Source organism: Phenylobacterium sp. FG114 (assembly GCF_057809855.1).
Genome location: NZ_JBMDKU010000002.1, coordinates 88,983 through 114,234 on the forward strand (window position 1 = coordinate 88,983; position 25,252 = coordinate 114,234).

General features: G+C 68.9%; 25 protein-coding genes. 14 read left to right on the forward strand and 11 right to left on the reverse strand.

From position 1 onward, the window contains the following. Window positions 1-49: 49 nt before the first annotated feature. The 4 genes from rpsU (at window position 50) to folP (ending at window position 3,644) form a co-directional block, all read left to right on the forward strand. The gene (gene rpsU / locus ACODSY_RS03450) at window positions 50-283 is read left to right on the forward strand and encodes a 30S ribosomal protein S21 (protein WP_091735317.1); all 234 of its coding nucleotides are present in this window, start codon (window positions 50-52) and stop codon (window positions 281-283) included. A gap of 280 nt (window positions 284-563) precedes the next feature. Then, window positions 564-2,450 (forward strand): ATP-dependent zinc metalloprotease FtsH, encoded by a 1,887-nt coding sequence (gene ftsH / locus ACODSY_RS03455; RefSeq protein ID WP_488950253.1) that lies wholly within the window; start codon window positions 564-566, stop codon window positions 2,448-2,450. A 142-nt stretch (window positions 2,451-2,592) separates the two neighbouring features. After that, complete coding sequence (locus ACODSY_RS03460; RefSeq protein ID WP_488950254.1) at window positions 2,593-2,808, forward strand: hypothetical protein; 216 nt, start codon at window positions 2,593-2,595, stop codon at window positions 2,806-2,808. After that, window positions 2,805-3,644 carry a dihydropteroate synthase gene (gene folP, locus ACODSY_RS03465; protein WP_488950255.1) on the forward strand — a complete coding sequence of 280 codons (840 nt, stop codon included), beginning with the start codon at window positions 2,805-2,807 and terminating at the stop codon, window positions 3,642-3,644. Before ACODSY_RS03460 ends, folP begins: the two co-directional genes overlap by 4 nt. On the opposite strand, the gene ACODSY_RS03470 is transcribed toward folP, so the two are convergent. The 3 genes from ACODSY_RS03470 to ACODSY_RS03480 all read right to left on the reverse strand — a co-directional run bounded on the left by ACODSY_RS03470 (window position 3,620) and on the right by ACODSY_RS03480 (window position 4,736). Next, window positions 3,620-4,120, reverse strand: a complete 501-nt coding sequence (locus tag ACODSY_RS03470; protein WP_488950256.1) for an SRPBCC family protein — start codon at window positions 4,118-4,120, stop codon at window positions 3,620-3,622. The two genes, folP and ACODSY_RS03470, sit on opposite strands and share 25 nt — an antisense overlap. After that, the gene (locus ACODSY_RS03475; RefSeq protein WP_488950257.1) at window positions 4,117-4,419 is read right to left on the reverse strand and encodes an ArsR/SmtB family transcription factor; all 303 of its coding nucleotides are present in this window, start codon (window positions 4,417-4,419) and stop codon (window positions 4,117-4,119) included. The genes ACODSY_RS03470 and ACODSY_RS03475 overlap by 4 nt, the downstream gene beginning before the upstream one ends. Before the next feature lie 83 nt (window positions 4,420-4,502). After that, window positions 4,503-4,736 (reverse strand): hypothetical protein, encoded by a 234-nt coding sequence (locus ACODSY_RS03480; protein WP_488950258.1) that lies wholly within the window; start codon window positions 4,734-4,736, stop codon window positions 4,503-4,505. Window positions 4,737-4,866: 130 nt separating this feature from the next. Here ACODSY_RS03480 and thiD point away from each other — a divergent pair, with 130 nt between their 5' ends. After that, window positions 4,867-5,667, forward strand: a complete 801-nt coding sequence (gene thiD / locus ACODSY_RS03485) for a bifunctional hydroxymethylpyrimidine kinase/phosphomethylpyrimidine kinase (protein WP_488950259.1) — start codon at window positions 4,867-4,869, stop codon at window positions 5,665-5,667. Beyond that, window positions 5,664-6,233 carry a nucleotidyltransferase family protein gene (locus ACODSY_RS03490; protein WP_488950260.1) on the forward strand — a complete coding sequence of 190 codons (570 nt, stop codon included), beginning with the start codon at window positions 5,664-5,666 and terminating at the stop codon, window positions 6,231-6,233. Before thiD ends, ACODSY_RS03490 begins: the two co-directional genes overlap by 4 nt. On the opposite strand, the gene ACODSY_RS03495 is transcribed toward ACODSY_RS03490, so the two are convergent. Beyond that, entirely contained in the window at window positions 6,230-6,655 is a 426-nt protein-coding gene (locus tag ACODSY_RS03495) for a GNAT family N-acetyltransferase (RefSeq protein ID WP_488950261.1), read from the reverse strand. The genes ACODSY_RS03490 and ACODSY_RS03495 overlap by 4 nt on opposite strands. A 95-nt stretch (window positions 6,656-6,750) precedes the next feature. Here ACODSY_RS03495 and ACODSY_RS03500 point away from each other — a divergent pair, with 95 nt between their 5' ends. Continuing rightward, window positions 6,751-7,566 carry a PhzF family phenazine biosynthesis protein gene (locus tag ACODSY_RS03500; protein WP_488950262.1) on the forward strand — a complete coding sequence of 272 codons (816 nt, stop codon included), beginning with the start codon at window positions 6,751-6,753 and terminating at the stop codon, window positions 7,564-7,566. Between the two features lie 89 nt (window positions 7,567-7,655). On the opposite strand, the gene ACODSY_RS03505 is transcribed toward ACODSY_RS03500, so the two are convergent. Then, on the reverse strand, window positions 7,656-8,021 hold the full coding sequence (locus tag ACODSY_RS03505) for a hypothetical protein (protein ID WP_488950263.1): 366 nt from the start codon (window positions 8,019-8,021) through the stop codon (window positions 7,656-7,658). 134 nt (window positions 8,022-8,155) lie between these two features. Next, the gene (locus ACODSY_RS03510; RefSeq protein ID WP_488950264.1) at window positions 8,156-10,066 is read right to left on the reverse strand and encodes an ATP-binding protein; all 1,911 of its coding nucleotides are present in this window, start codon (window positions 10,064-10,066) and stop codon (window positions 8,156-8,158) included. Between the two features lie 206 nt (window positions 10,067-10,272). Between ACODSY_RS03510 and ACODSY_RS03515 the strand changes: the two genes are divergently transcribed. The 6 genes from ACODSY_RS03515 (at window position 10,273) to ACODSY_RS03540 (ending at window position 15,408) form a co-directional block, all read left to right on the forward strand. Next, the gene (locus ACODSY_RS03515; RefSeq protein ID WP_488950265.1) at window positions 10,273-10,608 is read left to right on the forward strand and encodes a hypothetical protein; all 336 of its coding nucleotides are present in this window, start codon (window positions 10,273-10,275) and stop codon (window positions 10,606-10,608) included. 87 nt (window positions 10,609-10,695) lie between these two features. Then, window positions 10,696-11,175, forward strand: coding sequence for a hypothetical protein (locus tag ACODSY_RS03520; protein ID WP_488950266.1), 480 nt, complete (start codon window positions 10,696-10,698; stop codon window positions 11,173-11,175). An 18-nt stretch (window positions 11,176-11,193) separates the two neighbouring features. After that, window positions 11,194-11,643: a hypothetical protein gene (locus ACODSY_RS03525; protein WP_488950267.1), complete on the forward strand. Its 450-nt coding sequence runs from the start codon at window positions 11,194-11,196 to the stop codon at window positions 11,641-11,643. A 122-nt stretch (window positions 11,644-11,765) separates the two neighbouring features. Beyond that, window positions 11,766-12,950: a phosphoserine transaminase gene (locus tag ACODSY_RS03530; protein WP_488950268.1), complete on the forward strand. Its 1,185-nt coding sequence runs from the start codon at window positions 11,766-11,768 to the stop codon at window positions 12,948-12,950. Window positions 12,951-13,022: 72 nt separating this feature from the next. Further along, window positions 13,023-14,597: a phosphoglycerate dehydrogenase gene (gene serA, locus ACODSY_RS03535; RefSeq protein ID WP_488950269.1), complete on the forward strand. Its 1,575-nt coding sequence runs from the start codon at window positions 13,023-13,025 to the stop codon at window positions 14,595-14,597. Between the two features lie 73 nt (window positions 14,598-14,670). Further along, a complete protein-coding gene (locus ACODSY_RS03540; RefSeq protein ID WP_488950270.1) occupies window positions 14,671-15,408 on the forward strand; it encodes a glutathione S-transferase family protein in 738 nt (245 codons plus the stop codon). A 46-nt stretch (window positions 15,409-15,454) separates the two neighbouring features. Here the strand turns inward: ACODSY_RS03540 and ACODSY_RS03545 are convergent, their stop codons facing one another. The 5 genes from ACODSY_RS03545 to ACODSY_RS03565 form a co-directional block, all read right to left on the reverse strand. Continuing rightward, window positions 15,455-18,667: an error-prone DNA polymerase gene (locus ACODSY_RS03545; RefSeq protein ID WP_488950271.1), complete on the reverse strand. Its 3,213-nt coding sequence runs from the start codon at window positions 18,665-18,667 to the stop codon at window positions 15,455-15,457. Beyond that, window positions 18,664-19,068 carry a VOC family protein gene (locus tag ACODSY_RS03550; RefSeq protein ID WP_488950272.1) on the reverse strand — a complete coding sequence of 135 codons (405 nt, stop codon included), beginning with the start codon at window positions 19,066-19,068 and terminating at the stop codon, window positions 18,664-18,666. Before ACODSY_RS03550 ends, ACODSY_RS03545 begins: the two co-directional genes overlap by 4 nt. Before the next feature lie 23 nt (window positions 19,069-19,091). Next, window positions 19,092-20,627: a Y-family DNA polymerase gene (locus tag ACODSY_RS03555; RefSeq protein WP_488950273.1), complete on the reverse strand. Its 1,536-nt coding sequence runs from the start codon at window positions 20,625-20,627 to the stop codon at window positions 19,092-19,094. Continuing rightward, a complete protein-coding gene (locus tag ACODSY_RS03560; protein WP_488950274.1) occupies window positions 20,542-21,333 on the reverse strand; it encodes an ImuA family protein in 792 nt (263 codons plus the stop codon). Before ACODSY_RS03560 ends, ACODSY_RS03555 begins: the two co-directional genes overlap by 86 nt. A 120-nt stretch (window positions 21,334-21,453) precedes the next feature. Then, window positions 21,454-23,646, reverse strand: coding sequence for a TonB-dependent receptor domain-containing protein (locus ACODSY_RS03565; protein WP_488950275.1), 2,193 nt, complete (start codon window positions 23,644-23,646; stop codon window positions 21,454-21,456). Window positions 23,647-23,789: 143 nt separating this feature from the next. Here ACODSY_RS03565 and ACODSY_RS03570 point away from each other — a divergent pair, with 143 nt between their 5' ends. Further along, window positions 23,790-25,214, forward strand: coding sequence for a carboxylesterase/lipase family protein (locus ACODSY_RS03570; protein WP_488950276.1), 1,425 nt, complete (start codon window positions 23,790-23,792; stop codon window positions 25,212-25,214). The last annotated feature ends 38 nt before the right edge of the window (window positions 25,215-25,252 follow it).

Consider the following 25,252-nt stretch of genomic DNA (forward strand, 5'->3'; position numbering starts at 1 on the left):
TTTTAGACCGGTCGAGGCGGGCGGCTAGCGTTACGCAGGAGAGGTTCCTCTGGTTCAGATTTTCGTCCGCGACAACAACGTCGACCAAGCCCTCAAGGCGCTGAAGAAGAAGATGCAGCGCGAAGGCTCGTTCCGCGAAATGAAGCGGCACGTCCACTACGAGAAGCCTTCGGAAAAGCGCGCCCGCCAGAAGGCGGAGGCCGTGCGCCGCGCCCGTAAGCTGGCCCGCAAGCGCGCCCAGCGCGAAGGCCTGATCGCCGCGCCGAAGAAGCCGGCGCGCTGATTTGATCCAGGTCTAAAACCTGGCACGAATGATGCTTATTTGAAGGGCTGCGCCACCGGCGCGGCCCTTTTTGCGTATATGCTCCCATGGGGTCTTTCGATCTCGGACGTCTTGTCCTGAAATCGAACGGCTCCCGACTTAGGCTAAGTGTTTTGAGCATGACTTCGGTCATGCTCAAGGCGCGGTCTTCCGTCGCAATGGGCTGGCGTTAAATGGTCCAACACCGGTCGGCGCACTATCTATCGGCTTGGTACGCCGCTTTCCTGGGAACGGTCATCACATGAACCTCCGCAATCTCGTCATCTGGGGCGTCATCGTCGTCGTCCTGATCGGGCTCTACAGCATGATGACGGGGGGCGGCCGTGGCGCCGCCGGGACCCACGAGGTCACCTATTCGCAGCTCCTCCAGAAGGTGAACGCCGGCGAGGTGAAGAGCGCGACGATCCGTGGCCCGCTGGTCGAGGTCACGGACCAGAGCAACCGCGTCTATACGAGCACCACGCCCAACAACCAGGACGACCTGGTCCAGCGCCTCGAGAAGAGCGGCGCCAACATCTCGGTGAAGGCCGCCGGCGGCATCACCCTGGTGGGCCTGCTGCTGAACTCGCTGCCGATCCTGCTGCTGATCGGCGTGTGGATCTTCTTCATGCGCCAGATGCAGGGCGGTGCGCGAGGCGCCATGGGCTTCGGCAAGTCCAAGGCCCGCCTGCTGACCGAGAACAAGAACCGCGTGACGTTCGAGGACGTGGCGGGCGTGGACGAGGCCAAGGAAGAGCTGACGGAAATCGTCGACTTCCTGAAGGACCCGCAGAAGTTCCAACGTCTGGGCGGCAAGATCCCGAAGGGCGCGCTGCTCATCGGCCCGCCCGGCACGGGTAAGACCCTGATCGCCCGCGCCGTCGCGGGTGAGGCGGGCGTGCCGTTCTTCACCATCTCGGGCTCGGACTTCGTCGAGATGTTCGTGGGCGTCGGCGCCAGCCGCGTGCGCGACATGTTCGAACAGGCGAAGAAGAACGCCCCGTGCATCATCTTCATCGACGAAATCGACGCCGTGGGCCGCCATCGTGGCGCGGGCCTGGGCGGCGGCAACGACGAGCGCGAGCAGACCCTGAACCAGCTGCTGGTCGAGATGGACGGCTTCGAGGCGAACGAGGGGATCATCCTCATCGCCGCCACCAACCGTCCCGACGTGCTGGACCCGGCCCTGCTGCGTCCCGGCCGCTTCGACCGCCAGGTCGTGGTGCCGAATCCCGACATCAATGGCCGCGAGCGCATCCTGCGGGTCCACATGAAGAACGTGCCGCTGGCGGCCGACGTGGACGTGAAGGTCATCGCGCGCGGCACCCCCGGCTTCTCGGGCGCCGACCTGGCTAACCTGGTCAACGAGGCCGCCCTGATGGCGGCGCGTAAGAACCGTCGCATGGTCACCATGCGCGACTTCGAGGACGCCAAGGACAAGGTCATGATGGGCGCCGAGCGCCGGTCGATGGTCATGACCGAGGACGAGAAGAAGCTGACGGCCTATCACGAGGGCGGCCACGCGCTGGTGGCGCTGAACGTCCCGGCCACCGACCCGGTGCACAAGGCCACCATCATCCCGCGCGGCCGCGCCCTGGGCATGGTCATGCAGCTGCCGGAACGCGACAAGTTCTCGATGAGCTACGAGCAGATGACCTCGCGCCTGGCCATCCTGTTCGGTGGCCGCGTGGCGGAAGAGATCATCTTCGGCAAGGACAAGATCACCTCGGGCGCCTCGTCCGACATCAGCCAGGCCACCAAGCTGGCCCGGGCGATGGTGACCAAGTGGGGCTTCTCGGAGCGCCTGGGTTCGGTGGAGTACGGCGAGAACCAGGAAGAAGTGTTCCTGGGCCACTCGGTCGCCCGCAACCAGAACGTCTCGGAAGAGACCGCCAAGATCATCGACGAAGAGGTCAGGCAACTGGTGGAGGGCGGCGAGAGCGAGGCCCGCCGGATCCTGACCGAGAAGCTGGAAGACCTGCACACCCTGGCGAAGGCTCTGCTCGAGTACGAGACCCTGACCGGCGACGAGATCGTCAACGCGCTGAAGGGCGTGCCCCCGGTGCGCGACGAGAGCGAAGCCAAGCGTCCGACCGGCCCCGCCGTGGCGGTGCCGATCTCGCCCAAGCCCAGCGCCGAACCGGCCTGATCTTGAGACCGATCCTTCTCCCCTTGCGGGAGAAGGTGTCGCCCGTAGGGTGACGGATGAGGGGTCGCACGGAGTATCCGGCGGCCCCTTCTTCGTGTCGGGATGTCGCGCCACCGCTCACCGTCACCACCGTATCGGCGCCGTGCTGGGCCACGATGTCGGTGTTGTCGGCGTCGAGGCGGACGCGGTCGTCCTCGCCGCGATTGAAGTCGGCCACGCGTGCAACGCCGGCGTCGCCGAAGCTGTTGAAGACGTCGGCGCCCGCGCCGCCGGTGATGGTGTCAGCCCCCGGATCGCCCGATCGGCAGGCTTCCTGAGAAGCCTGGCTCCACAGTATGACTGGCGCCGAGCCCCATGAGTTCCACACCGACCCGCATCGCCCGCCCAAAGGTCATGGGCATCGTCAACGCCACGCCCGACAGCTTCTCGGACGGCGGCCGCTTCCTCGCGCCCGACGCCGCGCTGGCCCAGGCCCGCAAGCTGATCGCCGACGGGGCCGACATCCTGGATGTAGGTGCGGAATCCACGCGCCCCGGCGCTGAGCCGGTGGCCGCCGAGGCGGAGATCGAACGGCTGGTCCCGCTGATCGCCGCGATCCGCGCGGAGAGCGCGATCCCGATCTCGGTCGACACCATGAAGCCGCAGGTGGCGCGGGCGGCGATCGCGGCTGGCGCGACGATCTGGAACGACGTGGCGGCCCTGCGCTTCGCGCCCGACAGCCTGGCGACAGCCGCCGAGCTGGGCTGCGAGGTGGTGCTGATGCACATGCAGGGCGAGCCGCGCACCATGCAGGCCGAGCCGCGCTACGGCGACGTGGTGACCGAGGTCCGTGACTTCCTGGCGGAGCGCGCCGAGGCGGCCATGGCGGTGGGCGTGGCGCGCGAGAAGATCTGGCTCGATCCCGGCATCGGCTTCGGCAAGCGCAGCCTCGACCATAACCTGCCCCTGCTGGCCCACCTGGACCGGATCGTCGCCCTGGGGTTTCCGGTGCTTCTGGGCGCCAGTCGCAAGGCCTTTATCGGCGCCCTCGACGGTGGGGCGAAGGCGGACGCGCGGCTCGGCGGCTCGATCGCCGCAGCGCTGGCCGGGGCGTCAGCCGGCGTGGCGGTCGTGCGTGTCCACGATGTGCGCGAGACGGTCCAGGCGCTGGCCGTGCAGGCGGCGATCGCTCAGGCGGGCGCCCAGCCGGCGTAGAGCGGCCCCGCGGCGTCGGCGCGGGCGCGCACGGTGCTCCAGGGCGTCTCGATCCCGTCGGCGGCGTCCGCGATCGCCTGCAGGTGCGCATGCCAGCCCGCCCCGACGCCGGCGGCGTCCTCGGGCGGCAGGCCGGAATGGGTGAGGGTGACCTTGCAGCCGTCGCCGTCCGGCTCCAGGTCCCAGCGGACCAGAGACTCCTTCGACCCGTCCAGTTCGGTCCAGGCCCAGGCGAAGGCGCGCATCGGCTCGAAGATCACGATCCGGCCCAGACTGCGATAGTTCTCGTCCTTGAAGTCGAGCTGCATGACGCCACCGGGCGCGACGCGGTCGATCGTCGTGTTGGCGAACCAGTCCGAGATGCGCTCGGGGACGGTCAGCGCGGCCCAGACCTTCTCCACCGGTCGGGCGTAGCGCCGTTGGAACACCACCTCCACCTTATCGCCGGCGCGCCGGATCTCGCCGAGGTCGGTCATTGTTCACGCTCCAGATGGTCGTCGAGGGCGGCCAGGCGGCGCGCCCAGAATCGGCGATAGGGAAGCAGCCACGCGTCGAGTTCGGCCAGGCCGCGAGGGTCCAGCCGGTAAAGCCGGCGCTGGCCGTCAGCCCGCACGCTGACGAGCCCGGCCTCGCGCAGCAGCTTCAACTGCTTGGAGACGCCGGGCTGGCTCAGGTCCATCGCCGAGACGATGGCCCCGGCCGGCCGCTCACCCTCCCGGAGCAGGTCCAGGATGGCCCGACGGCTGGGTTCGGCGACGGCTTCGAAGGGGGTCATAGGGCATTTATATGCCTTATAAGAAATATAACTCAATAGGAATTTATTCCCGCCTCATCGCGGGACAAGCTCGGGGATGACGATCAGGAGGGGGTCTTCACCCGCAGATGGTCGCGCCAGGCCGGCAAGGTGGCCATGTAGGCCAGGGTGTTGCGTTCGGCGTCGGCGCGGTCGCCGCCTTCTTCACGCAATTGCCAGTCGACCATGCGGCCGAAGCGGGTCTCGAAGTCCTGCAAAGCTCCGGTCTCGTCGACGCAGTATTGGCAATAGCGGCCGGTCTCGACGGGCATGCCGCAGCTCTCGCACTTGTGGGTCATGGGTCGGGCCTTTCGGTCTGGAGGGCGCCGGTCGGCGAAGGCGTCGGCATCCATGGCCGGCAGGCTGGCCGCTTGGGGATAGTTCGTAAATCCCGATGCATTCCACCCGCCGCCGGGCTAGCGGTTGGGCATGAGCAAGCTGGGCCGAGTCCTGATCATCGCCGGTTCCGACAGCGGGGGTGGGGCGGGGATCCAGGCCGACATCAAGACGGTCACGGCCCTCGGCGGCTATGCGGCGACGGCGATCACCGCGGTGACGGTACAGAACACCCTGGGCGTCACCGCCGTGCACCCGATCCCCCTTGAGGTGGTCGAGGCGCAAGCGCGGGCGGTGCTGTCGGACATCGGCGCCGACGCGATCAAGACTGGGATGCTGGGCGACGCGGCGACGGTGGAGTTGGTCGCCAGCCTGCTGGACGAGGCGAAGGTCGCGGCGGTGGTGGATCCGGTCATGGTGGCCAAGGGCGGCGCCTCGCTGCTGGCGGCGGGGGCGGTGGCGGCGGTGCGCGAGCGGCTGATCCCCCGCGCGGCATTGCTGACCCCAAACGCGCCCGAGGCCGAGGCCCTGAGCGGGATCGCCGTTCGGACGACCGACGACCTGCGCCGGGCGGGCGAGGCGCTGCTGGCGATGGGCGCGCGGGCGGTGCTGATGAAGGGCGGCCACGTGCCGGGCGAGCGCGTGGTCGACGTCCTGATAACCCCGGCCAGCGAGACCGCCTTCGAGGGCGAGCGGATCGACAGCCGCCACACCCACGGCACCGGCTGCACACTGGCGTCCGCGTGCGCGACGGGCCTGGCCCAGGGCCTGCCGCTGGTCGAGGCGGTGGCGCGAGCCTGGGACTATGTGCACGAGGCGATGCTGCGCGCGCCCGGCCTGGGCGCCGGCCACGGCCCGCTGGACCACGCCTGGCCGCTGCGGGGGCGGGCATGAGGCACGCCGACCGGCTCGAGGCGATCCTGCGGCGCTCCGAACCCCTGATGCAGGTGATGCGGACGTTGCGGGCGCTGGACCCGCCCGACTGGATGATCTTCTCAGGCGCCATCTACCAGCGGGTGCTGAACGACCTGACGGGGCGACCGCTGGACTACGGCATCAAGGACTACGACGTCGGCTACTACGACGCGTCCGACATCTCGTACGACGCCGAGGACGTGGTGATCCGCCGCGTCGCCGCCGCCTTCGATCCGCCCCTGCGCGAGATGGTCGAGGTGCGGAACCAGGCGCGGGTTCACGTCTGGTTCGAAGGCCATTTCAACGAGCCGTATGACCCCCTGGGCTCGAGCGCCGAAGCCCTGACGCGGTTCGTGAGCCCGCTGTTCGCGGTCGCGGCGAGGCTGGAGGCGGACGACAGACTGGCGATCCAGGCGCCGTTCGGCCTGGAGGATCTTTTCGCCATGCGGATGCGCTACAACCCCAATCGCCGCAGCCCGAACTTCGAAGAGATCGCCGGGCGGGCCAAGGCGCGCTGGCCCGAACTCACGATCGTAGCGGACTAGCGGCGGTAGACGTCCGGATCGCGGATTTCCATCCAGTTCTCGACCTTGGTGAGCTCGCCGAAGCCGAACGGGCGGTAGAGGCCGTGGGCGTCGCGGGTGGCCAGGTGCATGCGGCGGAAACCCTGCAGATCGGGGTGGGCCTTGATGAAGGCCATGATCAGCTTGCCCAGGCCGGCGCCGCGATGGGCCTCGTCCACGAAGACGTCGCAGATCCAGCCGAAGGTGGCGCGGTCGGTCACCACCCGCGCCATGGCGGCCATGGTCCCGTCGGCCGCATAGACGCCGATGACCAGGCTGTTGGCGACGGACTTGGCGAAGGTCTCGAAGGGGAGGCCCTCGGCCCAATAGCTCTGGGTCGCAATCCACCGATGGCCACGGGCCAGATCGAACCGCCGAGGGTCGTCGCTCACCTCATACGTCATCCTGGCCTCCTGTCGGGTCCGCGGCGCGGGAACTGGCCCTTGCCGCCGGGCCTGCAGGGACGCAAGTGCTGGGGCCGATTTCGAGGAGGCCAGTCTTGCGCCAGTGGACCGTCGATGCGTTCGCCGCCCAGCCCTTCCGCGGCAATCCCGCCTGCGTGGTCGAGCCGTTCGAGGCCTGGCCTGACGCCGGCTGGATGCAGGCGCTGGCCGCGGAGAACAATCAGGCCGAGACCGCCTTCCTGCTGAAGTCGGCCGATCCGGCGCGCTTCGGCCTGCGCTGGTTCACGCCGGCGCTGGAGGTGCCGCTGTGCGGCCACGCGACCCTGGCGTCCGCCCACGTGCTGTTCGCCGAGCTCGGGCTGGCAGCGGACAACGTGACCTTCGAGACGAAGTCGGGGCCGCTGATCGTGGCGCGAAAGGGCGCCGGCTACGAGATGGACTTCCCCGCCCAGCCGCCCGAACGGATCGAGGCGCCGGAAGGGCTGATCGAGGCCCTGGGCGCCAAGCCGACCGAGGTCTGGGCGTCGAGCTACCTGATCGCCCTGTTCGACGACGAGGCGACGGTTCGGAACCTGAAGCCCGACATCCCGGGTCTGAACCGCGCCGCCGGTTCGGTGCGGGAGCGGGGAAACGTCGGGGTGGCGGCGCTCGCGAAGACGGGTGCGGACCACGACGTGGTGGATCGCTTCTTCGCGCCCGGGTCGGGCATCCCTGAGGATCCCGCCACCGGCTCGCTCCACTGCATCCTGGCGCCGCTCTATGCTCAGAAACTGGGGCGGCCGACGGTGCGGTTCCACCAGGCCTATCCCGGCCGGGGCGGCGACCTGGAGTGCGAGCACCGCGGCGATCGGGTGCTGATCCGCGGCGGCGCCGTGACCATTGTGGAAAGCCGTCTGCGCGCAACAGCGTGACATGGAAATGCGCCCCCGAAGCCGAGGCTTCGAGGGCGCCTCCCCTACTCCGCCGGGGTGTGCGTCCGGCGGGATGTCAGCTCAGTTGACTAGCGGCGGTGGCCGTAGCCGTAGCCGTAGTCGCGGTCGTGGACCTCGCGGGCGATCCGCGTTTCCAGTCGGTCGAAGCGACGGTCCAGGTCGGCGCGCTCGCGGGGCGTCAGGCCGTTGACGCGATAGCGCGCCTCGAGGCGGGCGATCTCGTAGGACTTCGCCCGCAGGTCGGCGGCCTCCCGACGGGTGATCACACCCTGGCGGGCGCCGATCTCAATGCGTCGGTTCAGTTCCGCCTGGCGCTGGTTCAGGTTGTAGGCGCCATGGTTGTCCCAGCGGCCCGGCTGCGCCGAGGCGAGGGTGGGGGCGGCGACGGCCGTCACGGTGGTGACGGCGGCCAGAGCGGCGATCAGGGTCTTCATGTCTGGTCTCCTTGGTCCGTGTCGGCCGGGGATCGGCCTTCAGTGACGACAAGAGACCACGTCGCGCCTGACCGCGGCCTGAGGCGCGCGGTTGGCCAAGGTTCACCTAGCTTGCAGAAAATTCAGGTCGCGGATCAGGCCGCGGCGCCGGCCTGCGCGTTCGCCTGACCGCCGGTGGCGGCGGCGTTCAGGACCGACGAGATCGCGTCGTAGAGCTTGGCGATCTCGATCGGCTTTGCCACGTGGGCGTCCATGCCGACGGCCAAGTATTCCTCGACCTGATGGGTGAGGGCGTTGGCGGTCAGCGCCACGATCGGCGTGCGGCGGCGCCCGCTGACCCGCTCCGCCTCGCGGATCGTCGACGCGGCGGTGATGCCGTCCATGACGGGCATCTGGATGTCCATCAGGATCAGGTCGTAGCTGCCCGTGCGCCAAGCCTCGACCGCTTCCTTCCCGTCCGGGACGATGTGCACTTCGATGCCCAGCGACCCCAGGACCGCGGCCAGCACCTGCTGGTTGGTGGGGTTGTCCTCGGCGGCCAGCAGGCGCAGGTCGCCATCGTCGGACGCCGGGGCCGGTTCCGCCGCCTGCAGCGAAGCGGGGCGGCCGCGGGTCAGAGGGAGTTCGACGGTGAACGTGGAGCCATGGCCCTCGCGGCTCTCCACGTCGATCGAGCCACCCATCATCTGTGTCAGCTCGCGGCAGATGGCGAGGCCCAGACCCGTGCCGCCGAAGCGGCGCGTGGCGGAGTTGTCGGCCTGGGTGAACTTCTCGAACAGGCTGGGCAGCTTCTCGGGCGAGATGCCGACGCCGCTGTCCCTGACGACGATGCGCAGGCCCCCGGCCGCGCCGATATCGACGTGCGCCGACACCGAGCCTTGCGGGGTGAACTTGACCGCGTTGGACAGCAGGTTGCCGACGATCTGGCGGAGGCGGTCGGCGTCGCCGCGCCACCAGCCCTTGGCCTCGTCGGCGATGGTGACGGCGAAGCCCAGGCCCTTGGCCTTGGCCATGATCTCGAAGTTCTCGCGCGCCCTGTCGAGGGCCGCCTCGGCGTCGAAGTCTTCCTCGAACAGGGTCAGCTTGCCGGCCTCGATCTTCGAGAGGTCGAGCACGTCGTTCAGCACCGCGAGCAGCAGCCCGCCCGAGCGGCGGATCACATCGAGGCGGTCGCGCTGCACCTGGTCGAGCTGGCCCAGAGCCATGACCTCGGCCATCGCCAGCACGCCGTTCAGGGGCGTGCGGATCTCGTGGCTCATGTTGGCCAGGAACTGGGTCTTCAGAACGTTCGCGGCGTTGGCTTCATCGCGCGCGACCTCCAGCTCGCGCATCGCGCGCTTCAGGTCGTCCTCGCGCTCGGCCAGCTTGCCCAGCAGGTGGTTGAAGCTCTCGGTCAGGCTCTGGAACAACTCGTCCGACGCATCGACCTGCACGGGCGTGAAGCTGCCGCCCGCGGCGACCTCGCGCATCGCCTGCGACAGGGTCTGCACCGGCTGGATCACCCGGTGCGCCAGACTGCGGGCCAGGAACAGCGCCACGCCGACGCCGCCGAACAGCAGCACGAAGGTCAGCGCGATGAATTGGGGCAGGAGCGGCGCCAGCGACGGCTGCACGACGGTCATCGTGAGCTGTCCCACGGGCCTGCCGTCAAGGATGACCGGCTTGGTCAGGGTCTCGGTGGAGCCTTCGGTCGGCGCGACGCTGCGGAAGCTGGCGATCTCGCGGCCCCCGGCGTCGATCACGCGGGCCGACACCACGTCGCGGCTGGTCTTCACCGCCGCCATGGTCTGGCCCAGGTGGATGCGGCCCGCCGGGGTCATTTCGGGGGCCGCCATCTGGGCGGCGATCTCGGCGAGGCCCTCGTGGAACTTGTGCGACTGGGTGCGCGCCACCGCCCATTGCTGGAGCATGAAGGTCAGGCACGCGGCCAACAGCACCACCACCGTGGTGATCAGGCCGACCCCCGCCACGCGCGCGTGGAACGTCGCCGTCGGGGCAGCGCTCGTCGGCGCCCCGTGCTCAGACGTGTCCCCCGGCAGGTTCATGCATCCAGGGATAGCGGGATAGTCCTAACGCTTCGCTTCCGTCTCAACCTGTGGACGTCGCGCGTTACCTTCAAACTGTGCCTTTGGCGCCACGCTACAACTGGCCGCAGGAGAAAACATGGTTAACAACCATTGAATCGATTGCGTGCAAGGTAATCTTTCCTTTACCTTAACGAGTGTCGGGTAACTTTCAGGGGTGTATCCAGATGGACAAGGTTTTCGTGGCCAAACGTGTGGCCGAGAAGCTCTTCACGACCGAAGCCGCCGTCGACGGCGCGCTGATCGAAGCCACTGAGCTGATGAGCGAAATGCTCAAGGCCCGCCAAGACGTGAATACCTCGCTGGTGTTCGCGGACGACGTACAAGTGAAGATGATGGAAGCCATGAAGGCGCTGAGCGAAGCTCGGACCGCCATGGTCGCCGTCCACGGTGAGCTGAACGAAGCCAAGCTTCGCCTCGGCATCCGCACCAAGATGAGCGGCATGGACAAGCCCCAAGAAGGCGCGTCCCGCGAGCAGACGATCATGCGGGAAGCCATCTAAGGCGACCTGCCCCGTCGGGTACCCGATGGATCATTGCAATAGATTAACTGGTTAGGCGCCTCTAATTCGCATTAGGGGCGCTTAATCATGCCAGACATCTCTGTCCGCCTGCTGATCAACATCTTCTCCGTCCTGGGCGCCCTGTTCGCCCTGTGGAAGGGCGGGGTGGCGGAGCGGTCGGCGGCCACGATCGTGATCATCAATACGATCGTCGGCGAAGGCAGCCACTGGCTGGCCCCCAACAGCGACGACATCATCCGGCTCGTGAACGACGGCCTGACCGCAGTGGGGCTGCTGGTGGTGACCGTGCGGTACGGCGCGCCTTGGATGGGCGGGGTGATGCTGTTCTTCGCCGCCCAGTTCGCCATGCACTCGTATTACATGGTCACCGAGCGGCGCACCGGCGACTATCTCAACGCATTGATCAACAATATCAATTTCAGCGGCATCATCTGGTGCCTGGTCTTCGGCACCGCCGTCGCGTGGCGCCGTCGGGCTCTGGCGTCGCGCGCCATGAAACCTGCTGCGGCGCCAGCCCGCATGGACGCACCGGCCCCGCCGCTCTAGGGCCTCTCCGGGCATCCCATGCCCACCTCGCCCATCGTCCTGCTGCAACTGGCCCTGGCCGTCGCCGGCGTCGCCTTCGCCCTCTGGAAGGGTGGCGCGGCCGAACGGGCGGGCGCGTGCGTGCTGGCGGCCAACCTCGTGGTCGGCATCCTCCTCGCCGAGACCCTTGAAATCCGCCCGGATTGGCTCCGGCTTGCGACGGACGCCCTGACCGGCATGGCGTTCCTTTGGATCGCGCTGCGCCGCGCGGCGCTGTGGATGGGCGTCATCATGCTGCTCTACGCCGCCCAGTTCGGCCTGCACGCCTACTACCTGGCCGTGGACCGCGATCCGACCGACTACCTGCATGCTGCGATCAACAACGCCAACAACTCCGCCATCGTGTTGTGCCTGATCGCGGGTTCTGTCGCGGCCTGGCGGCGCCGTCGGAGGGCGGCGGCGCTGCGGCCGCTGGCGGGCGCGGCCTAGAGTCGCTGCAAGGGCCGCCAGAAAACTTTCGCTTGCACTGAAGCTCAAACGAAGGCCTTTGGCCCGCGGGCCACGCCCTCCCAACGGGGCGCTGCCTATCTGCGAGGATAGGAGACATCGCAATGACTACCCCGCCTGACCAAGGTGGAGCGAAGCCGGCCATGCGCCCGGCTCGCCCCGAATTCTCTTCCGGCCCCTGCGCCAAGCGCCCCGGATGGAATCCCGAAAATCTCAGCAACGCCGTCCTCGGCCGTTCGCACCGGTCGAAGATCGGCAAGGCGCGCCTGAAGGAAGCCATCGACCGCACCCGCGAGGTGTTGGGCGTGCCCGACGACTATCTCGTCGGCATCGTGCCCGGCTCCGACACCGGCGCCGTGGAAATGGCCCTGTGGTCGATGCTGGGACCCAAGCCGGTCCAGCTGCTGGCCTTCGAAAGCTTCGGCAAGGACTGGGTGACCGACGTCACCAAGCAGCTCAAGCTGGACGCCGAGGTGCTGGACGCGCCGTACGGCAAGCTTCCCGACCTGAGCAAGGTCCGCAAGGACGCCGACCTGGTCTTCACCTGGAACGGCACCACCTCGGGCGTCCGCGTCCCGAACGGCGACTTCATCGCCGCGGATCGCGAAGGCATCACCATCTGTGACGCCACCTCGGCCGCCTTCGCCCAGGATCTCGACTGGCCGAAGCTGGATGTGGTCACCTTCTCCTGGCAGAAGGCCCTGGGCGGCGAGGCCGCGCACGGGATCCTGATCCTGTCGCCCCGCGCCGTGGCTCGTCTCGAGAGCTACACGCCAGCCTGGCCCATGCCGAAGCTCTTCCGCATGACCAAGGGCGGGAAAGTGACCCTCGACCTGTTCGAAGGCGCCACGATCAACACGCCCTCGATGCTAGCGGTCGAGGATGCGGTCGACGCGCTGAAGTGGGCCGCGGCCATCGGCGGCTTCCCCGAGATGAAGCGCCGCGCCGACGCCAACCTGGCGGTGCTGGACGCCTGGGTCGCCAAGACCGACTGGGTGGCCTTCCTGGCCGAGGACGCGGCGACGCGCTCCAACACCTCGGTGTGCCTGAAGGTCGTCGACCCGCGGGTCACCGGCCTCTCGCCCGACGCCCAGGCCGACTTCGCCAAGAAGCTGGCCTCGGCGCTGGAAAAGGAGGGCGTGGCCCTCGACGTCGGCGGTTACCGCGACGCTCCTCCCGGTTTGCGGATCTGGTGCGGCGCCACGGTGGAGACCTCCGACCTCGACGCCCTGACGCCGTGGCTCGACTGGGCTTTCGCCTCCGTCGCCGCCGACCTGCAAGCCGCCTAAGCGGCCCGCCCAAACACCCTGAACATTTCCCTCCCGGCCCGGCCGGGAGGGCGCTCCCCTAGGAGATTCACCATGCCTCGCGTTCTCATCGCAGACAGCCTGAGCCCCGCCGCCGTCGACATTTTCAAGCAGCGCGGCGTCGACGCCGACATCAAGACCGGCCTCAGCAAAGACGAGCTGATCGCCGTGATCGGCGATTACGACGGCCTGGTCGTCCGCTCGGACACCAAGCCCAACAGGGACGTGATCGCCGCGGCCAAGAAGCTGAAGGTCATCGGCCGCGCCGGCATTGGCGTGGACAACATCGACATCCCGGCGGCCACCGCCGCGGGTGTGGTGGTGATGAACACGCCCTTCGGCAACTCGATCACCACGGCCGAACACGCCATCGCCATGATGTTCGCCCTGGCCCGCCAGATGCCCGCCGCCGACGCCTCGACCCAGGCCGGCAAGTGGGAGAAGAGCCGGTTCATGGGCGTGGAGCTCTACGCCAAGACCCTGGGCCTGATCGGTGCCGGGAACATCGGCTCGATCGTCGCCGACCGCGCCCTGGGCCTCAAGATGAAGGTCGTGGCCTACGATCCCTTCCTGTCGCCCGAGCGAGCCGTGGAGATGGGCGTCGAGAAGGTCGAGCTGGACGAGCTGCTGGCCCGCGCCGATTTCATCACCCTGCACACGCCGCTGACCGACAAGACCCGCAACATCCTGTCGGCCGAGAACATCGCCAAGGCCAAGAAGGGCGTGTTCATCATCAACTGCGCCCGCGGCGGCCTGGTCGATGAGGCGGCGCTGCGCGCAGCGCTGGAAAGCGGCCATGTCGGCGGCGCCGGCTTCGACGTGTTCAGTCAGGAGCCGGCCAAGGAGAACGTGCTGTTCGGCGCGCCGAACCTGGTCGCCACCCCGCACCTCGGCGCCTCGACCAACGAGGCGCAGGAGAACGTGGCGCTGCAGGTCGCCGAGCAGATCAGCGACTACCTGCTGACAGGCGCGGTGACCAACGCCCTGAACAGCCCGTCGGTCACGGCCGAAGAGGCGCCCCGCCTGAAACCGTTCGTGGCGCTGGCCGAGAAGCTCGGCGCCCTGGCGGGCCAGATGGTCGACTTCGGCATCAAGTCGGTGGACATCGCCTTTGAGGGTCAGGTGTCGACGCTAAACACCAAGCCGCTCAGCGCCGCGGCGCTGGCGGGCGTCCTGCGGCCCATGCTGGCCGAGATCAACATGGTCTCGGCGCCCGCGGTGGCGAAGGAGCGTGGCATCGTTTTCTCGGAGAGCCGCCAAGAGGACTCGCCGATCTACGAGAGCCTGGTGCGGATCACCGTCACGACCGAGAAGGGCAAGCGCTCGTTCGCCGGCACCGTCCAGGCGGGCGCGCCGCGCGTGGTGGAGGTGAAGGGCATGGATCTCGACGCCCCGTTCTCGCCGCGGATGCTCTACGTCAACAACCTGGACAAGCCGGGCTTCATCGGCGCGCTGGGCGGCCTGCTGGGCGAGGCGGGCATCAACATCGCCACGTTCAACCTGGGCCGCATCGACGCTGGCGACGACGCCATCGCGCTGGTCGGCGTGGACCAGGAGCCGAACGAGAAGCTGCTGGCCGCGATCCAGGCCCTGCCGCACGTGAAGGAAGCCCGCGCTCTGAAGTTCTGACCCGCGTTCAGAAACTGGACCTTGTCTCCCGAAGCCTCCGACCGCACCTACTCGGCAGGCTTCGGGAGGGTTCATGAAGGTCATTGGCAGCTACGTCAGCCCGTACGTCCGCAAGGTACTGGCCTGCCTGAACCTCAAGGGGATCCCCTACCAGATCGACCCGATCACGCCGTTCTTCGGTGATGACCAGTTCGAGCAGGTGAGCCCACTGCGCCGCATCCCGGTGCTGGTCGACGGCGATCTGTCGCTCTGCGACTCCTCGGTGATCTGCGCCTACCTCGACGAGGCCTATCCCGGCGCCCCGCTGCTGCCGGCCGATGCCAAGGACCGCGCCCGCGCCCGCTGGCTTGAGGAGTATGCCGACAGCCGGATGGGCGACGTCTTCATCTGGGGCCTCTTCTACCAGGTGATCGTCCACCCGGCGGTGTGGGGCGAGACGGGCGACCGTGACCGCGTGGAACGGACGCTGTCGAGCGATGCGCCTGGCGTGCTGGACTACCTGGAGGGCCAGGTCCCGGAGGACGGCTTCCTGTTCGGCGACATCGGCCTGGCCGACATCTCGCTCGCCACCTTCTTCCGCAACGCCGCCTACGCCCGCTTCGCGATCGATGGCGACCGCTGGCCCCGGACCGCGGCCTTCGTCGAGCGCGTCCTGGGCCATCCCGCGATCGCGGTCCTGCTGCCGTTCGAGCAGGCCCAGATGAGCACGAACCCGGCCGGCCGCCGCCAGGCCCTGATCGCCGCCGGTGCGCCTCTCTGCGCCCAGACCGTGGGGACGCCGACGCCGAAAAAGGGCGTCATGGAGCTCTAGCGGCTCCAGGCGTTCGAAGACCAGCGGTTCCCCACGTCGCCAACGGTCAGTGGAAGTCGCGGCTGCGGATCAGGCGGCCGCTCACCTTCGAATGGACCGCGATCTCGGCCTGGTCCTCGCGCAATTCCGAGAGGCGGCCGGAGAGGTCGGTGAAGCGTTCGGCCACCAAGTGGACCACCTCGCCCTCCTTCTGGACCTGGCCGTGGACGATCAGGAAGGCCGAGGTCATCACCAGCCGCCGGTGCGCCTCGAAGGCGTCGCGCCAGATCACGATGTTGGCGATGCCGGTCTCGTCCTCGATGGTCATGAAAACGACGCCCTTGGCGGTGCCCGGCCGCTGGCGCACCAGCACCAGCCCACCCACCGAAAGGCGGCGGCGGTCGCGCACCGTCTTCAGCGCCGAGCAAGGGTGGACCTTCTGGCGGATCAGCTCCTCGCGGAAGAAGCGCACCGGGTGGTCCTTCAGCGACAGGCTGGTGGTGCGATAGTCCTCGGCCACATGCTGCGGCAGGCTCATGAACGGCAGCTCGACCTGGGCCTCCTTCAGGCTCTGGCGCAGCAGCAGCGGCGCCCGCCGTTCGGCGTCCCATTCCGGAGACAGACCCTTCACCGCCCACAACGCTTCGCGCCGCGGGAAGCCCAGGCTGCGGAAGGCGTCGGCCTCGGCCAGCAGCTCCAGTGCGCGGCGCGTCAGGCCGGCCTGCCGGGCGAAGGCCTCGATGCTGTCAGCGCCGGCCTCGCGGGCCTTCACCAGCGCCAGCGCGTCGTCCTTCTTGAACCCCTTGATCTGCCGCAGGCCCAGGCGGACGGGGCGATATTTCTCGGCGCGGGGATCGTCCTTCTCTTCCAGCGTGCAGTCCCAGTCGCTGAACATCACGTCCGGCGGCCGCACCTCCACCCCGTGGTCCTTCGCATCCCGGACGAGTTGGGCCGGCTGGTAGAACCCCATCGGCTGGCTGTTCAGCAACGAGACCAGGAAGGCGTCGGGGTGATGCCATTTCACCCAGGCCGAGGCGTAGACCAGGATCGCGAAACTGATCGCGTGGCTCTCCGGAAAGCCGTACGAGCCGAACCCCTCGATCTGGTGGAAGCACCGCTCGGCGAACTCGGCGTCGTAGCCACGTCTCACCATTCCTTCGACGAACTTGCGGCCGTAGTTCCCCACCGTGCCCATGTTGCGAAAGGTGGCCATGGATCGCCGCAGGCCATCGGCGTCGTCGGCCGAGAACTCGGCGCCGATGATCGCCACGCGCATGGCCTGTTCCTGGAACAGCGGCACGCCCATGGTCTTGCCCAGGATCGCCTCCATCTCATCCTGCGGATACTCGAGGCTGGGCCGGGGGTAGGTCACCTTCTCGATGCCGTCGCGGCGCTTGAGGTAAGGGTGGACCATGTCGCCCTGGATCGGCCCGGGCCGAACGATCGCCACCTCGATGACCAGGTCGTAGAACTTCCGCGGCTTCAGGCGAGGCAGCATCGACATCTGCGCCCGGCTCTCCACCTGGAACACGCCGACGGAGTCGGCGTGGCACAGCATCTCGTAAACCTCGGGATCGGCCTGAGGGATATGCGCGACGTCGGTGATGATCGTGCCGTCGGGAAGCGGCGGCAGGAGGTCGAAGCTCCGCTTCAGCGCCGTCAGCATGCCGAGCGCCAGCACGTCGACCTTCATCAGCTTGAGCGCGTCGATGTCGTCCTTGTCCCACTCGATGAAGGTGCGATCCTCCATGGCGGCGTTGCCGATGGGCACGGTCTCGTCCAGGCGGCGCTTGGTCAGCACATAGCCGCCCACGTGCTGCGACAGGTGGCGCGGAAAACCCAGCAGCTCCTGGGCCAACGCGGTGGCGCGGCGGATCTCGGGGGCGTCGGGATCGAGGCCCGTCTGGCGGATGTGTTCGTCCGGAACGTCATCGCCGTAGCTGCCCCAGACCGTGTTCGCCAGCGCGGCCGTGATGTCCTCGGTCAGCCCCAGCGCCTTGCCGACCTGGCGGATCGCCATGCGGGGCCGGTAGTGGATCACCGTGGCGACAATCGCAGCGCGATGGCGGCCGTAGCGCGCGTAGACGTACTGCATCACCTCTTCGCGCCGCTCGTGCTCGAAGTCGACGTCGATGTCGGGCGGCTCGTTCCGGTTCCTGGAAATGAAGCGCGAGAAGAGAAGGTCCTGGTCCTCCTTCGTCGGGTCGACCGCGGTCACGCCCAGGCAGTAGCAGACACAGGAATTGGCGGCGGAACCCCGTCCCTGGCAGAGGATCTTCAGCTCGTCGCGCGCGTGGCGAACGATGTCGTGCACGGTCAGGAAGTAGTTCGGGTAATCGAGCTCCTCGATCAGATCGAGCTCTTCGGCGACCGTCTTCCGCACCTTCTCGGGCACGCCGTCGGGAAAGCGCCAGTCGGCTCCCGCCCAGGCCAGGTCGCGCAGGTGCTGGATGGCCGTCTTGCCGGGCGGCACGGGTTCGTCGGGGTATTCGTAGTGCAGGTCGTCGAGGTCGAAGCCCACCCGCTCCGCGATCTCGACGCTGCGGTCCACGGCGCCCGGGAATTTCGCGAACAGGCGCGCCATCTCCTGCGTGGGCTTCAGGTGGCGTTCGGCGTTGGCCTCCAGGCGCAGGCCGGCCTCCTGGATCGTGCAGGTCTCGCGGATGCAGGTGAGCACGTCCTGCAACGGCCGCCGTTCGGGACCGTGGTAGAGGACGTCGTTGGTGGCCACCATCGGGATGGCCGACGCCTGGGCCAGGGCGTCCAGACGGGCCAGCCGGTGCAGGTCGCGCGCACTGTAGCGCCGGGCGGCGGCGAGCCAGACGTCGGGCAGTTCGCCCCGGATCCGCCGCAGGTCGCCCTCGAACACCTGGTCCAGTCGCTCGGGCGGAACGACGAGGACGAGCTGTCCTTCGGCGTGGCCCAGGAAGTCTTCCCAGTGCAGCTCGCACTCGCCTTTTTCGGACCGCCGCTGGCCGACCGTGAGCAGGCGCGTCAGCCGCCCGTACGCTTCCCGATCCGACGGATAGACCAGCAGGCTGGGCGTGCCGTCGGCGAAATCCAGGCGGCAGCCGGTCAGCGCGCGGATGTTCGAACCGGCTTCCCGCAGGTCCTGCATCTGCCGCCAGGCCCGCACCACCCCGGCCAGGCTGTTGCGGTCGCAGATTCCTATGGCTTCGATCCCGAGGGCATCCGCGCCGATCACCAGCTCCCGGGGATGCGACGCCCCGCGCAGGAACGAGAAGTTGGTGGTGGCCTGGAGCTCGGCGTAGCGGGTCACGTCAGATCCGTGAACGGATTGAAGGCGACCTCCCAGAGGTTGCCCTCGGGGTCGGCGAAATAGCCGGAGTAGCCGCCCCAGAAGACGTCCTGCGGAGGTTTCACGGGCGTGGCGCCGGCGGCGATCGCTTCGGCGAACGCGCGGTCGACCCCCGCCTTGGACGGTTCGTTGTGAGCCAGGGTCACGCCGCTGAAGCCGGAGCCCTCGGCGGGGACCGTCGCGTCCTTGGCCAGTTCGTCGCGGGGGAACAGCCCCAGCCAGGTTCCCTCCAGCCGGAACATCACCATGTCGTCGCCGGGCGTGTGGTTGTGCGTCGGAAAGCCGAGACCGTCCCGGTAGAAGGCGATCATCCGGTCGAGGTCGCGGACTCCGAAGGTGACGAGGCTGATCTTGGGCTTCATATGGGGCTCCTCAGGGAATGTCTTCACGCGAACAGGCCGTGGAGCCACCACTTCGGGCCCCCCTCGCCGCCATAGAGGCCGGCGCGGAACAGCCAGAAGCGGCCGCCCTCGGCGTCCTCCACCCGGTAGTAGTCGCGGACGTGGGTGACCGAGACGTCGCCGATGTCGCCCTTCCACCACTCCTCGCCGATCCGTTCGGGGCCTTCGGCGCGCTGCACGCGGTGGACGCGGCCGCGCCAGCGGAATTGGACCGGTGGGTCGTCGGGCAGCAGGGCCACCACCTGTTCCAGCGGCTCGGGCCGGCGGAACAGGCGCACGGGCCGGGGCGTCTCGCGGTCCCAGGGACGGGACGTGTTTTCCGGGGCGCCCAGGGCCGGCTCGCGGGTGACGGCCAGCTCAGGCACGTGGCTCTCGAACGGGGCGGCCCGCCAGACGGCGCCGGGACCCAGCCGGTTGGTCAGGCGGTCGACCAGAGGGGCCAGACCATCCTCCACAGCGGCCTCCAGCCCGGCCTCCAGCCTCACCTGACGGCCCGAGACCGGCTCCACCGCATAGGCGGCGATGGTCACGCTCTCGACTCCGAAGCCGGGGTCGACGGTCTCCAGCTTGGGCTGGAACAGGCGGGAGAGGCGGCGAGCGTCGCGCCCCGCCAGCGACAGGCCGACGGCGACGCTGGGCGCCTTGCCGTCCACCCGATGGAAGGCGACTTCGAAGCGCCGGGCGCCTTGACCCTCGGCCTCCAGTCGGGCGCAGAGCTTGGCGGCCACGTCGGCGGTCACGCGCGCCATGTCCTCGGGCGCGCTGATCGGTTCGAAGAAGGCCAGCCGCGCCACCCAGGGCGTGGCCGGGCGGCGGAACGCCAGGGCCTCGGCGGTGCGGCCCAGGGCCTGGTCCAGCCGGTCCAGGGTCGTCGCCCCGAACCGGCGGCCCAGCGGCGCGCGGGGAATGTCCATCAGCTGGTCCAGCCGGCGCAGGCCCAGCCGCTCGATCTGGGCGGCGGCTTCGGGGTCCAGGCGCAGGGCGGCCGGCGGCAGGGCCTTCATGAGTTCGGCCTGGCCGTTCGGCGGGGCGATGGTTCCGTCCCGGCCATGGTGGGCCAAGGCCCAGGCCGCGCCGGGCGTGTCGGCGATGGCCAGGCGGAAGGACAGGCCATTGGCCCTCAGCCGGTCCCCGAAATCGGCCATCAACTCGGCCTCGCCGCCCCACAGGTGGGCCACGCCCGAAATGTCGAGGAACAGGCCGTCGGGCCGGTCGGCCGCGACCGCCGGCGAAAATCGCACGCACCAGTCTACGAGTTCGGCCAGGGCCCGTGTGTCGGCCTCGGGCTCGGCCTCGGCCGTCATGAGGTCGGGGACCAGGGCCATGGCGTCGGTGGCCTTCTGTCCGACATGGAGGCCCAGCTTCGCCGCCTCGGCGCTGACCGCCGCCAGCCGCCGCACTTGGCGCACGGTTTCGATCAGGGCGAGGGGCGCCTCAGGCTGCTCGGCGTTCGCGGGGTTGCGCCGGCGCCAGTTCGCGATCGCCCAGGTCGGCGACCAGGCGCAGAGGATGCGCGACATCGCCTGCCTCCCAGGAATAGGCCGCTTGGGCCTCGAGGATCCATTCGCCGGCGCGTCCGCCCCGGCAGCGTTCCAGCGCCACGCGAAACCGCGGGGCGCCCAAGCCGAACTCGCCGGCCGGCGGCTCGGACGGTGCGCCCGACACCCGCCACCGGGTGGTCGAGATCGAGCCTGCCGCTTCGGCCTTGGCGGTCCCGCCGAACGGCCTGCGCTTCAGCACGAAGCCCGTGGCCCCGCGCTTTTCGCAGGCCAGCTGCAGCCGCCGCCCCGCGGTCAGGTCCACCGCCTCGACCTCGCCGAAGACGGCTGACACCCCCACGGTGGCCAGGGCGTCCTCCATCACCGCCAGCGCCTCGGCCTCGTCGCGCACGCAAACCTGGATCAGCCGCTCGGGCGGGAAGCCCAGCCCGGCCAGCCCCGGCGCCCACAGGTCGTCGCGGCGCAACACCCACACCGCCTCGCCCCGGCGGGCCAGCGGAGCCGCCATCAGGGCCGCGAAAGCCGCCGGCGCGGCCGAGGTCTCGACCTCCAGCCCTGTCCCAACGATCTCGTGCCAGCGTCCCAGGGGCAGGCCGCCGCCGGGCAACCGAGCGTCCATCCCGCCGTCGCCGAAGGGCAGGACCCCGGCGTCAGGCCGCGCGCCGCTTTCGATCGCGGCGATCTTCGCGGCCAGCGCGGCGATCCGCTTGGCGCGAAAATCGGACATGGCTTTGGGACTCCTTTTGTTCCATCTTTGTTCTGTAACTCTGGAACGGAGGAGTCAAGCCGATGCGGCCTCGAATTCGCTACCGGCTGGAGTGCGGGGACGGGAGCTCCCGCGCGCCGCCTACGGCGTCGGCCCGCCGCCGCCCTGACCGAAGTCGAAGCCCGGGTCTCGCTGGCGTCCGCCGCCGAAGGCGTAGGTGAAGCCCACGAACACGCCGCGCACCTTGGGCTCGAACCGCTGCACGTCCTTCAGCGCCGGCGTGTCGATCACCCGCTTGTCGCGGAAGGTGCTCAGCATGTCCTGCACCGTCACCACGCCCGAGAGCTGCTCGGTGAACTTGTGCCGGTAGCCCAGGTTCAGCATCCCCGTCGGCGACCCGTATCCCTGCGGCGTCAGACGCTTGGAATTCAGGAAGCCCGAGAGCTGGACGAAGTCCTTCTCGGTGGCCTGCCAGCTCAGGCTGGCGCGGCCCGAGGCGACATAGGCCGACCGCTTGCCCGCGCCGAACCCCAGGCCCGTGCCGTCGATCTCGCTATGGAGCAGGTTGCCGCTGACATTGTAGCTCACCTTCCAGGGCAGGCGGCCGTTGGCGACCAGCTCGAGGCCCGTGCTCCGGCTCTCGCCCAGGTTGGCCCGGGTGGTTAGGAAGACGCCGCCGCCGATGTCGCGAGTCACGTCGTTGACCGCGTCGCGCACCTCGCGGTGATAGAGGGTGGCCAGCCAGATGCGGCCGTTCTTGCGGTACTGGTAGCCCAGCTCGAAGCTGTCGGTCACCGCGGGCTTCAGGTCGGGATTGCCCTGCCGGAAGTTCTGCGGGTCCTGGTAAATGCGGAACGGGTTGTAATCCTGCGGCTGCGGCCGCTGGATCCGCTTGCTGTAGCTGGCGGTCAGCTTCTGGCTGTCGCTCAGTTCGTAGGCCAGGTGCAGCGACGGATAGAGGCTGGTGTCGTCGTTCTCGGCCCTGATCGCCTGGGTCACGTTGTTCAGGTCGATCTTCACCGCCTCGACCCGCAGGCCGGCCAGGGCGGTCAGCTTCCCGAACGGCCGCTCGTAGGTGCCGTAGACCGCATGCACCTGCTGGTCGAACTTGAAGAGATTGGTCAGCGACGGGGTGGGCGTCAGGTCGACGGTGCCGGTCCCGCGGAAGCCCCGGTTGTCGTAGTCGTTGTCATCGGCGTCGTAGGCGTAGCCCAGTTTCAGCTTCACCTCGCCGGTGAGCGGCCGCGTGTATTCCACCTTGCCCTGGGTTTCCCAGAACAGGGCGTCGTAGCGCAGTTGCTCGTAGACGTTCGCGCCGGCCGGAATGCGGTTCACGTTCAGGAACTCGCGACGGAAGCTGCTGTCGTTGCGCTCGCGGCTGAAGTCGGCGGAGAGCTCGTGGCCTTCGCCGAAGGTGCGGCGGAAGCGGACCTCGGCGTCCAGCATCGGCCGCTTCTGTCGCTGGTGGCCGAACCGGTCGTAGCCGCGCGCCACGGCGCCCGAGGGCCCGGTCTCGTCGTAGCGTTCGTAGCTGCGGTCGTTGAAGTCCAGGTCCAGGTAGCGCACTTCCAGCGACAGTCGCGTCTTGGAGTCGGGGTCGTAGTCCAGGCCGCCCCGCAGGTTCGCGACGTTCACCCGTCCGCCGCCGGTCCCGGCCTGCTCGCTGCGCCGCGTCCCGCCGGCCTCGGCGATGGCGCGCTCGCGCTCGAAGGTCTGCTTGATCGAATCGTGCCGGAAACTGGCGTCGCCGCTCAGCGCCATCTTGCCCGCGCGGTACGACAGGTTCAGCCCGCCGTTCTGCCGGCCGCCCGATCCGACGTTCGCCCGGACCGAGCCGGTGGCGCCCGGCTTCTGGGTCTTCTTCATCACCAGGTTGATGATGCCGCCGCTGCCCTCGGGGTCGAAGGCCGCCGAGGGGTTGGTGATCACCTCCACCCGCTCGATCCGGTCGGCGGGCAGGTTCTGCAGCGCCTGACCCTTGTTCTCGCCCTTGAACATGCCCGACGGTTTGCCGTCGACCATGATGGTGACGTTGGAGTCCCCGCGAAGGCTGACGTTGCCGTTAACGTCGACCTCCAGCGACGGCACGTTGCGCAGGGCGTCGCTGATCGAACCCGACGTCGCCTGCAGGTCATTGGCGACGCTGTAGCTCTGGCGGTCGATCGACAGCCGCACGGGCGGCGCCGTCCCCTGGACATTGACCTCGCCGACGGTGGACCCGGGTTTCGCGGCGGGCGGGCCGGGCGTCTTCGTCGCCGGGGGCTGCTGCGCGAGGGCCGGTGTGGCCAAGATCGCCGTCGCCGCGGACGCGAGCCAGAACGAACGCTGAAGCAAGTTTGTCCCCCGACACGCCGCCCCCGGCAGCAAGCTGCACCGTGGCCCGATGTAAGGGCCACTTTATGACTGCGCGATTTCCCGGTGGTTGTGGCGGCGTCGCATATCGAGGCTAAATCGATGCAGCTCTTGGGGAGGCTGGCATGCGTTGGGCGGCGATCTTATCGGCGGCGTGGCTGGCGGCGGGCGCGGCCCACGCGCAGGCGCCCAAGGCGAAGGTCGAGACGGGGACGCTGGTGGGCGAAGCGACCGAACGGGCCAACATCTTCCGCAACGTGCCCTTCGCCGCGCCGCCGACAGGCGCGCTTCGCTGGGCGCCGCCACAGCGGCCCGCGAAGTGGACGGGTGAGCGCGACGCCACCAAGAACGGTCCGTCCTGTCCGCAGCCGATGAACGCCGACGGCACGCCAAACGCCTTCGGCGGCGCGAACGGGCCGGTGTCCGAGGACTGCCTGCAACTCAACGTCTTCGCGCCGAGAGGCGCCCGGAAGGCGCCCGTCATGGTCTGGATCCATGGCGGCGGTCACCGGGTGGGCGCCGGCTGGGTCTATGACGGACAGAACTTCGCCCGCGACGGGGTGGTCCTCGTCTCGATCAACTACCGCCTGGGCGCGCTGGGCTATCTGGCGCATCCGGCGCTCACCAAGGACGCGGGCGGGACGGCGACCGGTAACTTCGGCCTCATGGACCAGGTCGCCGCGCTCGAGTGGGTGAAGCGCAACGCCGCGGCCTTCGGCGGCGATCCCGCCAATGTGACGGTCTTCGGGGAATCGGCGGGCGGGGCCAGCGTGCTGGCTCTCCTGGCGACGCCCACCGCGCGCGGACTCTTCCAGAAGACGATGATCCAATCCGGGGGCGGCTGGTCGCCGGGGCGAACCCTCGCCCAGATGGAACAGGAGGGCGTCCGGGCGCTGGCCCAGGCGGGCGCCGCGCCCGACGCCACGGCCGCCGACCTGCGCGCCATCCCGTTCGAGAAGCTGGTCCCGCTCGCCGGCGACTATGGTCCCTTCGTGGACGGCCGGCTGATGACCGAGACGCCGGCGCAGGCCATGGCTCGTGGCCACGCCGCCGACGTGCCGTTGGTGGTCGGCTGGAACTCCGGCGAGGACTCCGTGGCCTTCGGCGGCCTGGTCGGCCCCGCCGAGCAGCTCCGCACCCCGGCCGACCGCGACGCCTTCACCGACCGCGTGTTCGGCGCCCCGGCCCGCTGGATCGCGGCGAGGGCGGCAAGCGGCAAGCCGGCCTGGCTCTACCACTTCTCCTATGTCGGCTCTCGCTTCCGCCCCACCCAGACGCGCGCGGCCCACGCGGCCGAGATCCAGTACGTCTTTGAATACTGGGGCCGGCGCACGCCGATGAGCGTGGTCAGCGACGAGGATCGCGCCATGGCCACCCTGATGCACGGCTGCTGGGTCGCCTTCGCCAAGAGCGGGGCGCCCAGGTGCGGGGACGAACCCTGGCCCGCCTACGACGCGCAGTCCGATCGCCTGATGGAGTTCGGCGCGAACAGCGGCGTGCGCACCCATTTCCGCAAGTCGCAACTCGATGCGCAAAAGGCGCCGAACTGACTCGGCCGTAGCCGCGTTGACTCGCGGAATCGGAGTTC